The sequence below is a fragment of the Bacteroides clarus YIT 12056 genome, assembly GCF_900129655.1.
Taxonomy (GTDB): domain Bacteria; phylum Bacteroidota; class Bacteroidia; order Bacteroidales; family Bacteroidaceae; genus Bacteroides; species Bacteroides clarus.
In genome coordinates, this window is record NZ_FQWK01000004.1 from 471273 (window position 1) to 485758 (window position 14486).

Sequence of the window (14486 nt, forward strand, 5' to 3'; positions counted from 1 at the left end):
GCTTACTTCCCCATATCCGTATTTACGCTCGCCACTACGCTACCGTCGAACAGATGCACCGTACGATGCGCAAATGAGGCATCATGTTGGGAGTGTGTCACCATGATAATGGTAGTGCCCTCCTTGTTCAACTCCGTCAGCAGACTCATCACTTCCGCTCCGTTTTTGGAGTCCAGATTACCGGTAGGCTCATCGGCAAGAATCAGTTTCGGGTTCGTTACCACAGCACGGGCAATGGCTACACGCTGCTGCTGACCACCGGAAAGCTGTTGTGGAAAGTGCTTGGCTCGATGGCTGATATTCATCCGTTTCAGAATATCATCCACCATGCGTTTGCGTTCACCGGCTTTCACTCCCAAATAGGTAAGAGGAAGCTCCACATTCTCGTAAACGTTAAGCTCGTCTATCAGGTTGAAACTCTGGAACACGAATCCCAGTTTGCCTTTGCGCACACGGGTACGCTCTTTCTCTTTCAAGTCCGCCACTTCCTGCCCGAGCAACTTATAACTACCGTCCGTAGGATTATCCAACAGACCGAGTATATTTAATAAGGTAGACTTCCCGCAACCGGACGGGCCCATGATGGCTACAAACTCACCCTCTTTCACTTCGAGGTCTACATGGTTCAATGCTACTGTCTCTACTTCCGAGGTACGGAATACTTTGCTGATGTTATTAATCTCAATCATAATGTTCTATTTTTCTATATATTATCTTTTTTATTCACTCTTAATACTGTTTACAGGATTCTCATTGGCTATCCGCCATGACTTCCAGAGGACGCAACCTAAGATTATCACCAGATTGGCGATTATCACCAACAGATAGACAATCCAACTGAGGGGAATCTGCTCGGCAAACTGTTCCATCCAAATACCGTTGATGTACCACGATGCAAAGCTTCCGAGAACAACCGAAGGCAACGCCACGACAAGCACATCTTTGGAAAGCAGTTCCAGGATAGAAGATGCTTCCGCACCGTTTACCTTACGGATGGCAATCTCCTTGCCACGACGGCGTACTTCATCGGTGGTATATCCTATCAGACCCATCAGCATGACGAAAAACATCGTTATGGCTGCCATCAACGTGGCATTGCGAAATACACGGACGCTGTTGTAGGCATCGGTAATCTTCTTTTCATAGCTTACGAAGTCGATGGTCTGATTACTGAAGGCATCGGCCACATCCTTGTTCAGTTGCCGCAGATTCTGTGCAAAAGGTTCTTTCAGACGGACATGTATCGTTCCCACGAAATCTTTATTATGACGGGCGATGAAAGGCATCTTAGCAGCCGTGAAGTCTTCTATCTGAAAGTCTTTCAGTACGCCCGCGACTTTCATCTGCGCGGTATTGTCAACGTCAACAGTACGCCCCACGGCATCGTCTCCCCAATGCATCATGTCCGCGAATGTTTCATTTATTATTATTTCATCTTCCGTACGGGCCATACGCCCGGCCTTGAACACCATACCCATCATAGCCGGATAGTCCTCACGCATATAGTAACAAGCACGCGTGGAAAAAAGTACATTGCCCGATGCATCACGAATCATAGAACCGCTATATCCGCTGATTGGCGTATTATTGGCACTGGTCACAGCCTCTACATAAGGAAGTCCCTTAAAGAATTGGAAAGCGGCATCACACTCTTTATCCTTATTCCAATAGGCATTGGCAAGCGCCATTCGCTGCGGATTATACCCCATATCCTTATTCAGCACGTATTGATACTGCACCATCACTACGCACATCAGTCCGCAAATGAACGCCACCCCTGCAAACTGGATGAAAAGCAACGGACGCTTCCACCCTTTCTTTCCCTCGGTATAACGGCGGAACACTTGAGACACGGGAATACGGGCAAACAAACGTCCCGGCAATATTCCGCCCACTATAAACAGTATGCCGACTACCGTCAACGGAACCCAGATACGCTCCGGAGCAAGCAACAAAGAAAGTTTGGCCGCAGCGGTATCTTCAAAGAACTCCCGGAAATTCAGCAGCACCAAAGTCATTAAAAGCAACGCCGCCACAATGATAATGCCTGTCTCCAAAAGGAACATGCCGAATATCTTACCGCCGCTTGCACCGTTGCATTTATGCACGCCCACCGCTTTGGCACGATACGTCAGTGAGGAAATGGAAATCAATACATAGTTCAGCGCCGCAATGAAAAGAATGGCAAGACCGAGAACGGTCATGATATTACGCATCCGCTCCACACTTTCATAATTTCGGTAGGTGTCACGGATAGGTTTTACAAACGCTGTATAGCCATATTTCTTTTTGTCCTCTTCCGGACGATACTTCTCTATCATAGCGTCTATGCGCGTATTCACCACCGACTTGTCCGCACCGGGACGGAAACGGATGTACTCGGGGTAGCTGTCCCCGCCCCGCCATGAGTAGTTACCGCCACCGCCATTCCACAAGGTAGGCATAGAGATGACGGCTTCCGGATTGACGGTAGCGTTTTCGGGCAATGCCTTATAGGTACCTTTCACCATAAAGTCTTTCTCATGATTGTAGTTGACAGTCTTTCCCACCGGATTTTCTCCACCGAATATCTTCCTGGCAAAACGGTCGCTTAGGAAAATCACATCGGGCTGTTGAAGGTCTTGCACCGGATTGCCGCTCAGCACTTCGATACCCATCGTCTTAAAGAAAAGTGAATCCGCCACCGTTTTCTTTTCGTCAAAACGAGCGTTCTCATTGTACAGCGGAGCATTCATCCAATGACAAGTGCTGGTGGCAGCTTCTACCTGTTCCGGAAAGTTCTCCAGTATGGCACCTGCCACAGGACCGCAGTTCTGCTCTTGCGGCGGATACTTCTCACCCTTAACGGTAAATACAGACCAGATTTGATAAAGATTGTCGTAGTCTTTGTAGCAGGTGTCAAAACTCTGTTCGTATGCCACGCGGGAGAATAGCAGAATACTCATCGTCAGGCTTAATCCCAAAGAGATTATCTTGATAATGTTCGAGCCACGTCCCCGAAGCAAGGTTTGAATGACATAATAGATTTGTTTCATACTATATTGATAAGTGAATAAGTACATATTGTATAATTAGCTTATACTATCTGAATGACAGATACTCTTGATATAAATTAAAATTCAACACTTACTTATTGTTATGTTTATATTGTTATGTTTTTCCTACTTATAATAATGCAGAAAGCGTGCCAAAACAATTATAATACTGATTATCAATTATTCATAAACAAACAGTCCATACACAAGTGTCTAAGAATTAGACACAGTCCGTCCAATAATTAGACACAGCCCACCTAATGTTTACCTGACATCCGCCTGATATATACTTAAACCTACCTAAATACCTGATTAAATATCTGATTAATAATTATATAATCAGTATTTTAAAGTTTGTCAGTCTAAAGCCTGAAAGGCTTGAAGCGTACAGCCCGGGGCAACACCCCGGGAATAATAAGGTCTCCCTATTCGTCTACGCCCTGTAAGGGCAAGAGAGCGCATACAAGAATTTTGCCCTTACAGGGCGCAATGTTAACCATATACACAGCCCCGGGGTGTTACCCCGGGCTTCAAGATAAAAGGCTTTCAGCCTTAGACAAGAGCATGTGAAGATTAGACAATAACACTTACAGTCTAAAGCCTGAAAGGCTTGAAGCGTACAGCCCGGGGCAGCGCCCCGGGAATAATAAGGTCTCCCTATTCGCCTACGCCCTGTAAGGGCAAGAGAGCGCATACAAGAATCTTGCCCTTACAGGGCGCAATGTTAACCATATATACATAGTCCCGGGGTGTTACCCCGGGCTTCAAGATAAAAGGCTTTCAGCCTTAGACAAGAGCATGTGAAGATTAGACAATAACACTTACAGTCTAAAGCTTGAAAGGCTTGAAGCATACAGCCCGGAGCAACGCCCCGGGAATAATAAGGTCTTCCTATCCGCCTACGCCCTGTAAGGGCAAGAGAGCTGCATACAAGAATTTTGCCCTTACAGGGCGCAATGTTAATCATATACACATAGTCCCGGGGTGTTACCCCGGGCTTGAAGATAAGAGGTTTTCAGCCTTATACGATAGTATTTATAGATTAGGCGATGACATTTACAGCCTTAAACAAGAGCATGTACAGATTAGACAATAACATTTATAGCCTCATATATATAATATATACAGATTAGTCAATGGCATTCACGGAATAGAAAAGATAAACCAAATTATTATTTACAGGACAGAAAAACGGAAAATAGGACAACTTTTCTATCGAATGAAAACTTTACCTTTGCCCTCAGTTTCCATAAGCATATACTTAGACATAATTCCGTTTTTCATAAACATACATTTAAACATAATTCAACTTTCATAGATATACACTTATACAATTACAATATAGATACACGCTTAATAATAAAGTAAAATATAATAAAGCAAATAAATATGATAAAGCCATATCCCCCCTTACTCCTATCATTCCTCTGCCTGTTTATGAGCGGTTGTGAGATGATAGACTATCACCCGTATGATGTACGCATCAACGGTGAAACCGATGTAAACGCCCATAATATTGCCGAGATAGAACAGAAATGCAAAGACAAGACAACGATTAAATTCGTAACCATGGGCGACTCGCAGCGCTGGTATGACGAAACACTGGATTTCGTAGGAGAGATGAACAAGCGCGATGACATCGACTTCGTTATCCACGGCGGCGACATGAGCGACTTCGGCGTTACGGACGAATTTCTTTGGCAGCGCGACATTATGAACAAGCTCCACGTTCCCTATGTCACCCTGATTGGCAATCACGACTGCCTCGGCACAGGAGAAGAAACATACCGTGCCGTATTCGGCGACCCGAACTTCTCGTTCATTGCCGGACGGATAAAATTCGTATGCCTGAACACCAACGCCATGGAGTTCGACTACTCCCGTCCCATTCCCGACTTCACGTTCCTTGAAAAAGAACTCACCGACCGCAAGGATGAATTCGACAAAACCGTAGTATCCATGCACGTCCGTCCCTATGCCGACCAGTTCAATAATAATGTGGCGCGTGTCTTTCACCGTTACGTAACCGAATTTCCCGGCATACAATTCTGTACCGCCGCCCACGAGCACCACGTTTTCGAGGAAAACCTCTTTGAGGACGGCATCATGTACTACATGAGCGACTGTATGAAGAACCGCAATTACTATGTATTCACCATAACACCCGACGGATATGAACGCGAAGTGGTCTATTTCTAATCACCCGGCATTCGCCGTTATCTGCCTGTTGTTGCTGTGGTGCGGCTCGCTTTCCGCGCAAGAAAGAGATACGGTGATTATCGTAAAATACGATACGGTTTATTTACAACGCAAACCGGACACCATCGTTACCGGCCGTGTGCGCCACAGCCGCTACGACCGGCGTGTACACCGCTATCGCAAACGGTGGGAAGCTCTGATTCCGACACACACCAAAATACAGTTTGCCGGCAACATGGGACTGCTCTCGCTGGGTACAGGCTGGGATTACGGAAAGCGTAACCAATGGGAAACGGATATTTTCCTGGGTGTCCTGCCCAAATATCAGTCCGATTGCACCAAGCTGACATTTACCTTGAAGCAAAACTATATCCCCTGGAGCCTGCAAATCAAAGAAAGCCGGTTCGCGGTCGAGCCTCTGACCTGCGGTATGTACTTCAATACCGTATTCGGTGACGAGTTTTGGGTAAACGAACCGGAGCGTTATCCGAAAGGTTACTACGGGTTCTCGTCCAAAGTGCGCATCCATGCTTTCTTGGGGCAACGCATCACTTACGATATCGACCCTCGCCGCAGATTTACGGCAAAGGCCATTACGTTCTTCTACGAGCTCAGTACCTGCGACTTATACATCGTAAGTGCCTTCACCAACAAATATCTGAAACCAAGGGATTACCTGAGTTTGTCTTTCGGATTGAAGTTACAATTGCTGTAAGCTTACTGTCCGTCCCCTGCCGTGGTACGACATGTATCCTACGGGGGTACACGATGTACCTCACCGTGGTACGGCTTGTACCACACGAGGGTACGACACGTACCTTACCGTGGTACATCGCGTACCAAGGCATGATATGCTCCGGTATCCCCAATTTATTATTTTTCTTTCCCTCTTTCTCGAGAAAATAGAATATATTTGTCCTCACAAATATAAAAAGACACTGTGCTGCCATGAAGAAATCCGGAAACATTCTAATCGTTGATGATAATCGCGGCGTACTCACCGCCTTGCAACTGCTGTTGAGACCTTATTTTGATAACATAACCACCCTTTCTTCACCGGTTACCCTTCCCTGCACTTTACACGAAGATACATGGCAGGTAGTGCTGCTCGACATGAATTTCACGTCCGGCATCAACACCGGAAACGAAGGTCTTTACTGGCTGCGCGAAATAAAGAAGCAATATCCGGAACTCCCCGTAGTACTGTTCACCGCTTATGCCGACATAGACCTTGCCGTGCGCGGGATAAAGGAAGGTGCAACAGACTTTATCGTCAAGCCCTGGGATAACGGAAAGTTGGTAGAGACTCTGCTGAACGCCGCACAGAACACCCCTGCATCTGAAAAGAAAAAGAAAGCAACGGCTGAATCCGCCACCGCCGCTTCTTCCATGTATTGGGGAGAAAGTCCCGTCATGCAGCAACTTCGCATGCTGGTAGAAAAAGTGGCGGTCACCGACGCCAATATCCTTATCACCGGTGAAAACGGTACGGGCAAAGAGATGCTTGCCCGCGAAATACACGCCCTTTCCACACGCCGCCGCAAGGAAATGATAAGCGTGGATATGGGCGCCATCACCGAAAGCCTTTTTGAAAGCGAGCTTTTCGGACACATGAAAGGCTCTTTCACCGATGCCCATGCCGACCGCCCCGGAAAGTTCGAGGTCGCCGACCACAGCACGCTCTTTCTTGATGAAATCGGCAATCTCCCCTATCATCTGCAAGCCAAGCTGCTGACAGCCATTCAGCGTCGCAGCATCGTACGGGTGGGCAGCAATACGCCTGTCCCCATAGACATCCGCCTTATTTGCGCCACCAACCGCAACCTGTCCGAAATGGCGGACAAAGGAGAATTCCGTGAAGACCTGCTCTACCGCATCAACACCATCCATCTTGAAATCCCTGCGCTGCGGGAAAGGCCGGAAGATATAATTCCGCTGGCAGAACGTTTCATAACCCGCTTCTGCAAACAATACGGAAAATCGCCTTTACGTCTGGACAATGCGGCGCGTGAGAAGCTGATGCTGCACCCCTGGTTCGGCAATATCCGCGAATTGGAGCACGCCATCGAAAAAGCCGTTATCATCTGCGACGGCACATTCCTATCCGCCGGATTATTCCAGTTACAACGTAGAAACGAAACACCGGAAATGCCCGTATCCACCCTCGAAGACATGGAAAAGCAAATGATACGCCGGACGCTGGACAAGTGCGGCGGCAATCTTTCGGCCGTAGCCTCTCAACTGGGCATTACCCGGCAGACGCTTTACAATAAAATGAAAAAGTATGGACTTTAAGAAATACAAGGATATAAATCAATATTATATTTTCCGGACTGTTATCAGTCTGCTCACAGCTGTGGCCGCCGGAATAATGTGGACGTTGTTTTTTCTGAAGTCTCCGGAATCGCATGGTCTTGACACCCCTCTGTTCTGGGCTGTATGCTTCACCGTGCTTCTTCCTTTGACAGTACGCTGGCAGCAACGGTTGTACCGCCGCCATACCCGTAAAGTCCTCTTCATGCTCGATGCCATTGAAAACAACGACACCGCCATCCACTTCTCCGAAACGGACGGAACCGAAGACAGCCGCCTCATGAACCGTTCCCTGAACCGTGTAGCCCGCATCTTATATAATGTAAAAAGCGAAACCGCCCAACAAGAGAAATACTACGAGCTTATCCTCGACTGCGTAAATACCGGCATCGTCGTACTGAACGACAACGGAGCCATCTATCAAAAGAACAACGAAGCCCTGCATCTGCTCGGGCTGGAAGTATTTACCCACGTCCGCCAACTGTCACGTGTGGACAATCACCTGATGGATATACTCACCGCCTGCCGTGCCGGCGACAAGTTCCAGGCGGCATTCAGCAACGAACGCGGCACCGTGAACCTTTCCATCCGCGTCAGCGATATCACCGTCCGCCGGGAGCACCTGCGCATCCTCGCCCTGAACGACATCAACAACGAGTTGGACGAAAAAGAAATAGACTCCTGGATACGCCTTACACGCGTACTGACCCACGAGATTATGAACGCCGTAACCCCCATCACTTCCCTGAGCGACACGCTACTGGAACTGACCGAAGCGAAAATATCAAAAGAAGAGATACGCAACGGTCTGCAAACCATCAGCTCCACAGGCAAGGGACTGCTCGCTTTCGTAGAATCCTACCGCAGATTTACGCGTATCCCTACTCCCGAACCGTCTTTATTCTATCTCAAAGGCTTCATCAGCCGTATGGTGGAACTGGCGCGGCATCAATATCCCTATACTCCGGCCTGTTTCCATATTTCCATCGTCCCCGATGATTTGATACTCTATGCGGATGAGAACCTCATTTCGCAAGTTATCATCAATTTACTGAAGAACGCCATACAGGCCTTTGAAATGTCTCCTTCCGCAGCGGACGAAAAGCACATCGACATACGCGCCTATTGCAACGAAGCCGAAGCCGTGCTGATTGAAATATCCAACAACGGCCCTGCCATCCCCCCGGACATTGCCGAACATATCTTCATCCCTTTCTTCACAACCAAAGAAAACGGAAGCGGCATCGGGTTGAGTATCTCCCGCCAAATCATGCGCTTATCCGGCGGAAACATATCTCTGATACCCGGGAAAGAGACTACTTTTGTATTGAAATTTAATTGAACCAATTAAGTCTTGTATTTGTTACCAATAATAAATATCTTTGTACACCAAGGTACACAAAACATTCTATAATCAACTTTATAACACAATACTTATGTTATTTACAGCCGAAAATATTCTACTCGTAGGTTCTATTTTACTTTTCGTCAGTATCATCGTAGGCAAGACAGGCTATCGCTTCGGAGTTCCCGCTTTGTTGCTTTTTCTTGTGGTAGGTATGCTCTTCGGAAGCGACGGGCTCGGATTGCAGTTCCACAATGCCAAGCCAAAGAGGCGCAGTTCATCGGTATGGTAGCTTTAAGTATCATCCTGTTTTCGGGCGGTATGGACACCAAGTTCACCGAAATCAAGCCCATTCTCTCTCCCGGTATCGTATTGTCCACTTTCGGCGTACTGCTGACGGCATTGTTTACCGGATTATTCATATGGTGGCTGTCGGGCATGAGCTGGACCAATATTCATCTGCCGCTCATCACATCCCTGTTGCTCGCTTCTACCATGTCGTCCACGGACTCGGCGTCGGTGTTCGCCATCCTGCGCTCGCAAAAGATGAATTTGAAACACAACCTGCGTCCTATGCTGGAGTTGGAAAGCGGTAGTAACGACCCGATGGCTTATATGCTGACTATCGTGCTGATTCAGTTTATCCAGTCTTCGGGAATGGGTGTTTCACAGATAGCCCTCTCCTTTGTGATACAGTTCATTGTGGGTGCCGCCGCAGGTTATCTGTTGGGCAAACTGGCCATCCTTATGCTGAACAAGCTGAATATAGACAACCAGTCGCTTTATCCCATTCTGCTGCTGTCGTTCGTGTTCTTCACATTCTCCATCACCGACCTGATGAAGGGCAACGGCTATCTGGCCGTTTACATTGCCGGCATGATGGTAGGAAACAACAAAATCATGTACCGCAAGGAGATTTACACGTTTATGGACGGACTGACATGGCTTTTCCAAATAATCATGTTCCTTTGTCTCGGCCTGCTGGTCAACCCGCACGAAATGCTCGAGGTGGCTTGCGTGGCATTGCTCATCGGCGTATTTATGATTGTGATAGGACGTCCTCTCAGCGTATTCCTCTGCCTGCTTCCATTCGGGAAACGCATCAATATGAAATCCAAGTTCTTCGTTTCGTGGGTGGGACTGCGCGGTGCGGTTCCCATTATCTTCGCCACTTATCCGGTGGTAGCGGGTGTGCCCGGTGCGGACGTAATCTTCAATATCGTGTTCTTCATCACGATTCTGTCCCTCGTCATTCAAGGTACTACCGTTTCAAAAGTAGCGTGTATGCTGGGACTTTCCACCCCGATGGAAAAGACGGGTAATGACTTCGGAGTAGAACTGCCCGAAGATATCGATTCCGACTTGCGCGATGTTACCGTCACTCAAGAGATACTCGATGCGAAAGGTGATACGCTCAAAGATATGAACCTGCCTCAGGGAACTCTTGTGATGATAGTGAAGCGCGGCAACGAATACCTGATACCCAACGGCAGTCTGAAACTTCATGTGGGAGACAAGCTGCTGCTTATTTCTGAAAAGACCAAAGAATAGGAAATAAGGGAGAGTGTTCTCCCATGAAAAAAACTTCAAAGCATTTGCTTTGCATCACTATAAGCCCTATATTTGCGCAGTTTTAACTAAAGTGTGCAAATATACGCATGGAACAAGAACAACGGTTCATTGACTATATCGAACAAAGCATCGTACAAAACTGGGACAGAAATGCCCTGACAGACTACAAAGGAATAACTCTACAATATAAAGATGTTGCCCGTAAAATTGCAAAATTTCATATCGTATTGGAAAGCGCCGGTATTCAGCCCGGTGATAAAATAGCCGTATGTGGTCGTAACAGCGCTCATTGGGCGGTCTGTTTTCTGGCAACAGTGACTTATGGTGCCGTAATTGTTCCTATTCTTCACGAGTTCAAGGCAGACAATATACACAATATCGTCAACCACTCCGAAGCCAAGCTCCTTTTTGTCGGCGACCAGGCTTGGGAGAACTTGAACGAAGAAGCCATGCCGCTGCTTATGGGAGTCGTCCTGCTGACAGACTTCACTCCGGTCGTCTGCCGGGATGAACGGCTCATGGAAGCGTTCGAGCATCGAAACGCCATCTACGGCTCACGTTATCCCAAGAACTTCCGTCCCGAACATATCTGCTACCGCAAGGAACAGTCGCCCGAAGAGTTGGCGGTCATCAATTATACATCCGGCACCACAGGCTATTCCAAAGGCGTAATGCTGCCCTACCGCAGTTTATGGTCCAACATAGCCTACTGCCACGAGATGTTGCCCGTACGTCCCGGCGACCATATCGTATCCATGCTCCCTTTGGGACACGTTTTCGGTATGGTATACGATTTCCTTTACGGCTTCTCGGCAGGCGCGCACCTCTACTTTCTTACCCGTATGCCGTCGCCAAAGATTATCGCACAGTCATTCTCCGAAATCAAGCCGCGCGTCATATCCTGTGTACCGCTCATCGTAGAGAAGATTATCAAGAAAAATATCCTGCCTCTTATAGACAACAAAATCGGTAAACTATTGCTGCGGATGCCTATTGTCAATGACAAGATAAAGGCCGATATGCGCAAGAAAGCAATGGATGTTTTCGGTGGTAACTTCGATGAAATCATTATCGGTGGCGCGCCTTTCAATGCCGATGTGGAACGTTTCCTCAAACAGATAGGATTCCCCTATACCATTGCCTACGGTATGACGGAATGTGGTCCTATCATCTGCTCCAGCCGTTGGGAAACCCTGAAACTCGCTTCTTGCGGAAAAGCCACCACCCGTATGGAAGTAAAGATAGACTCTCCCGACCCTCAGCACGTAGCGGGCGAAATTATCTGCCGGGGAACCAACCTTATGCTGGGCTATTACAAGAATGCAGAAGCCACTTCTCAAATAATAGACGTCAACGGCTGGCTGCACACAGGCGACCTTGCCACGATGGATGCCGACGGCTATGTCACCGTACGCGGACGCAGTAAGAATATGCTTCTCACTTCCAGCGGACAGAACATTTATCCCGAAGAGATAGAAAGCAAACTGAACAATATGCCATACGTATCAGAGTCATTGATTGTATTGCAGCACGACAAACTCGTAGCCCTGATATATCCCGACTTTGACGACGCCTTTGCCCATGGCTTGCAGCAAGCCGATATAGAGAAAGCAATGGAAGCCAACCGGAATGAGTTGAACCAACTGCTGCCGGCATATTGCCAGATTACTAAAGTGAAAATACACTTTGAGGAATTTGAAAAGACAGCCAAAAAGAGCATCAAACGCTTCATGTATCAGGAAGCCAAAGGCTGAAATCCTTAAAAAACATATAGCAAGAAGTATGATTTTATAAGAAGTGTTATAAAACATGCTTTTTTTCTTGGATAATTTGCAGATTTCCCAATTGTCCGTATCTTTGCAATGTGTTTTTCATAGTATTAGATTTAAGGTTAACAAAGGTTGGAGTACAGCGGTACTCCTTTTTTTATGCCCGTACATTTCAGCACCCCTGTTTTCCCTTCGCGTCATTGCATTTTCATATGCCGGAAATGAAAATCCCGGAATATTAATTATCTTTACGGAAAAATAGAAGGAAATGGATATAGATACATTTATCAACAATTACCGGGAAGCATTCGGACAGCAAACCGAACTTCCCATCGCTTTCTGGTACTCCGACCGGCCGGAAGCTCCGACAGAGAAAGTAAGCGGATGCTTCTTTAAAAGCATGGCGCAGGTCAGGAGCGGAAAGACAATCAGCCTCAACGCGGAAACAATAGGCTGCGGTGGCGGCAAGTTTTACACAGGATTTACAGATATGCCGGAGCATGTACCCGGCTTCGTTTCCTTGAAAGAGAAGTACAAGAAAACGCCTGAAATGGTTGTCGACTTCATACAGGAGATACAAGTGCCTAAAGCCGAAAAAGCCTGGCTGCACTTTACACGAATCGATAATCTGGTGTCTTTCGACAAAGCGGAAGGCATACTGTTCCTTGCAACTCCCGACGTATTAGCCGGATTGACCACGTGGGCGTTTTTCGACAGTAACGCATTCGACATGGTTTCTGCACCATTCGGTTCCGGCTGTTGCTCTGTTGTGACGCAAACGGTTCTTGAAAATCGGAAGCAGGGCAAAAGGACGTTTATAGGATTCTTCGATCCGTCTGTCCGTCCTTATTTTGAGGCGGATTTACTAAGCTTTACCATACCTATGTCCCGATTCAAGGAAATGTATCACACCATGCGCGAAAGCTGCCTGTTCGATACACGCGCCTGGGACAAAATCAAAGATAGAATACAAAACGCACGGAAAGAAACAACGCCTTTCAATCATTTAAATATATCCTTCGAAATTCGTCCGGACATTTCATTGCGTGAGGTGACGATAGAGGACGCCACCGCCATATATCATGCCATTGATACCCATCGCGACTATATGCGCACTTGGCTACCGTTTGTCGACAACCTGAAATCCGCGGCCGATGAGGAAAGTTTTTTGAAAGGAGTTCTCTCCGTCCCTGCCGACAGCTACGAACCGATATTCGGCATCTGGAATAAACAAAATGAAATTTGCGGACTGGTAGGTTTCCATTTCTCCGACTTCGCCAATCATCGTACGGAAATCGGCTATTGGTTATTGCCCGAATATCAACATCAAGGAATTATGACCGCCTGTGTTCGCCGTCTGTGCCAATGGGCGGTCGAAGCCAAAGATATAAAACGCATACAAATCCGTTGCGCCACAGGCAATACCGCAAGTAACGGCATTCCCGTCCGGCTTGGTTTCCGTCTGGAAGGAACGGAACGTGCCGGAGAATTGTTGGCTTCGGGAGAGTATGCGGATATACATGTATATAGCATTTTGAAAGAAGAACTTATGGAACAACAAATTCAACTCAACGAGCACAACAAACAGGAATACCCGCCCATGCACACCACCGAACATATCGTTAATCAGACAATGATTAGATTATTCGGTTGCGGCCGCTCTGTCTCCGCTCATATAGAGCGTAAGAAAAGCAAATTGGATTATCGATTGAACGCCTGCCCTACGGAAGAGCAAATAAAGAGCCTGGAAGAAGCGGTTAATGAAGTGATAGCACGGCACCTGCCCGTCACTACCGAATTCATCACTCAGGAAGAAGCTAAGGGCAGGTTCGATTTGGAACGGTTACCGGAAGATGCTTCGGAAACCGTACGTGTAGTAAAAGTCGGTGATTATGACGAATGCCTTTGTATCGGTACACATGTTGCCAATACTTCCGAGATAGGAACTTTCAAAATTATCAGCCACGACTGGGATGAAGAAAGCAAGCGTTGGCGGATGCGTTTTAAATTAGTATAAAAATCAATCAATTTTAAATAAAAAGATAGCAATATTGGCATTATACAAGTAAAATAGTCAGCTATTCAATGACAAATAGTCAATAAAGTCAGTATAAGCTTGCTGGCATGAGGTTTGCAATATAGTAGGTGAACGACGGTTCAAGACGTAAATAATGAAAGCCGAAAGACGGACATTGAAAAGCGCTGAGAACCGAAGTTCGGAATAAACCGAATGTATAACTTTTAAAAGATAGG

At 47.0% G+C, this 14486-nt stretch carries 8 protein-coding genes and 2 pseudogenes; 8 read left to right on the forward strand and 2 right to left on the reverse strand.

All coding sequences use genetic code 11. The features are described from left to right. Positions 1-2: 2 nt before the first annotated feature. Both BUB52_RS09365 and BUB52_RS09370 read right to left on the reverse strand, forming a co-directional pair. On the reverse strand, positions 3-689 hold the full coding sequence (locus BUB52_RS09365; RefSeq protein ID WP_009120816.1) for an ABC transporter ATP-binding protein: 687 nt from the start codon (positions 687-689) through the stop codon (positions 3-5). Positions 690-719: 30 nt separating this feature from the next. Beyond that, positions 720-3035 carry an ABC transporter permease gene (locus tag BUB52_RS09370; RefSeq protein WP_009120815.1) on the reverse strand — a complete coding sequence of 772 codons (2316 nt, stop codon included), beginning with the start codon at positions 3033-3035 and terminating at the stop codon, positions 720-722. 1389 nt (positions 3036-4424) lie between these two features. On the opposite strand from BUB52_RS09370, the gene BUB52_RS09375 reads away from it, so the two are divergent. From BUB52_RS09375 to BUB52_RS15885, 8 genes and pseudogenes are all read left to right on the forward strand, one after another. Further along, the gene (locus tag BUB52_RS09375; RefSeq protein WP_039951206.1) at positions 4425-5234 is read left to right on the forward strand and encodes a metallophosphoesterase family protein; all 810 of its coding nucleotides are present in this window, start codon (positions 4425-4427) and stop codon (positions 5232-5234) included. After that, positions 5209-5949: a hypothetical protein gene (locus BUB52_RS09380; RefSeq protein WP_009123355.1), complete on the forward strand. Its 741-nt coding sequence runs from the start codon at positions 5209-5211 to the stop codon at positions 5947-5949. Before BUB52_RS09375 ends, BUB52_RS09380 begins: the two co-directional genes overlap by 26 nt. 233 nt (positions 5950-6182) lie before the next feature. Next, positions 6183-7529 (forward strand): sigma-54-dependent transcriptional regulator, encoded by a 1347-nt coding sequence (locus BUB52_RS09385; RefSeq protein WP_009123354.1) that lies wholly within the window; start codon positions 6183-6185, stop codon positions 7527-7529. Next, positions 7519-8889: a sensor histidine kinase gene (locus BUB52_RS09390; RefSeq protein ID WP_009123353.1), complete on the forward strand. Its 1371-nt coding sequence runs from the start codon at positions 7519-7521 to the stop codon at positions 8887-8889. The genes BUB52_RS09385 and BUB52_RS09390 overlap by 11 nt, the downstream gene beginning before the upstream one ends. A gap of 94 nt (positions 8890-8983) precedes the next feature. Further along, positions 8984-10443: pseudogene (locus BUB52_RS09395) on the forward strand (potassium/proton antiporter). Positions 10444-10550: 107 nt separating this feature from the next. Continuing rightward, a complete protein-coding gene (locus BUB52_RS09400; RefSeq protein WP_009123350.1) occupies positions 10551-12218 on the forward strand; it encodes a long-chain fatty acid--CoA ligase in 1668 nt (555 codons plus the stop codon). 283 nt (positions 12219-12501) lie between these two features. After that, positions 12502-13635, forward strand: a pseudogene (locus BUB52_RS15880) (GNAT family N-acetyltransferase); the annotation flags it as partial. 147 nt (positions 13636-13782) lie between these two features. Next, positions 13783-14250, forward strand: coding sequence for an alanyl-tRNA editing protein (locus BUB52_RS15885; RefSeq protein WP_230324830.1), 468 nt, complete (start codon positions 13783-13785; stop codon positions 14248-14250). The last annotated feature ends 236 nt before the right edge of the window (positions 14251-14486 follow it).

Excerpts from the sequence above, each read along its gene's own strand:
- BUB52_RS09365 (WP_009120816.1), bottom strand. The coding sequence starts at position 689 with ATGATTGAGATTAATAACATCAGCAAAGTATTCCGTACCTCGGAAGTA.
- BUB52_RS09370 (WP_009120815.1), bottom strand. The coding sequence starts at position 3,035 with ATGAAACAAATCTATTATGTCATTCAAACCTTGCTTCGGGGACGTGGC.
- BUB52_RS09375 (WP_039951206.1), top strand. The coding sequence starts at position 4,425 with ATGATAAAGCCATATCCCCCCTTACTCCTATCATTCCTCTGCCTGTTT.
- BUB52_RS09380 (WP_009123355.1), top strand. The coding sequence starts at position 5,209 with ATGAACGCGAAGTGGTCTATTTCTAATCACCCGGCATTCGCCGTTATC.
- BUB52_RS09385 (WP_009123354.1), top strand. The coding sequence starts at position 6,183 with ATGAAGAAATCCGGAAACATTCTAATCGTTGATGATAATCGCGGCGTA.
- BUB52_RS09390 (WP_009123353.1), top strand. The coding sequence starts at position 7,519 with ATGGACTTTAAGAAATACAAGGATATAAATCAATATTATATTTTCCGG.
- BUB52_RS09400 (WP_009123350.1), top strand. The coding sequence starts at position 10,551 with ATGGAACAAGAACAACGGTTCATTGACTATATCGAACAAAGCATCGTA.
- BUB52_RS15885 (WP_230324830.1), top strand. The coding sequence starts at position 13,783 with ATGGAACAACAAATTCAACTCAACGAGCACAACAAACAGGAATACCCG.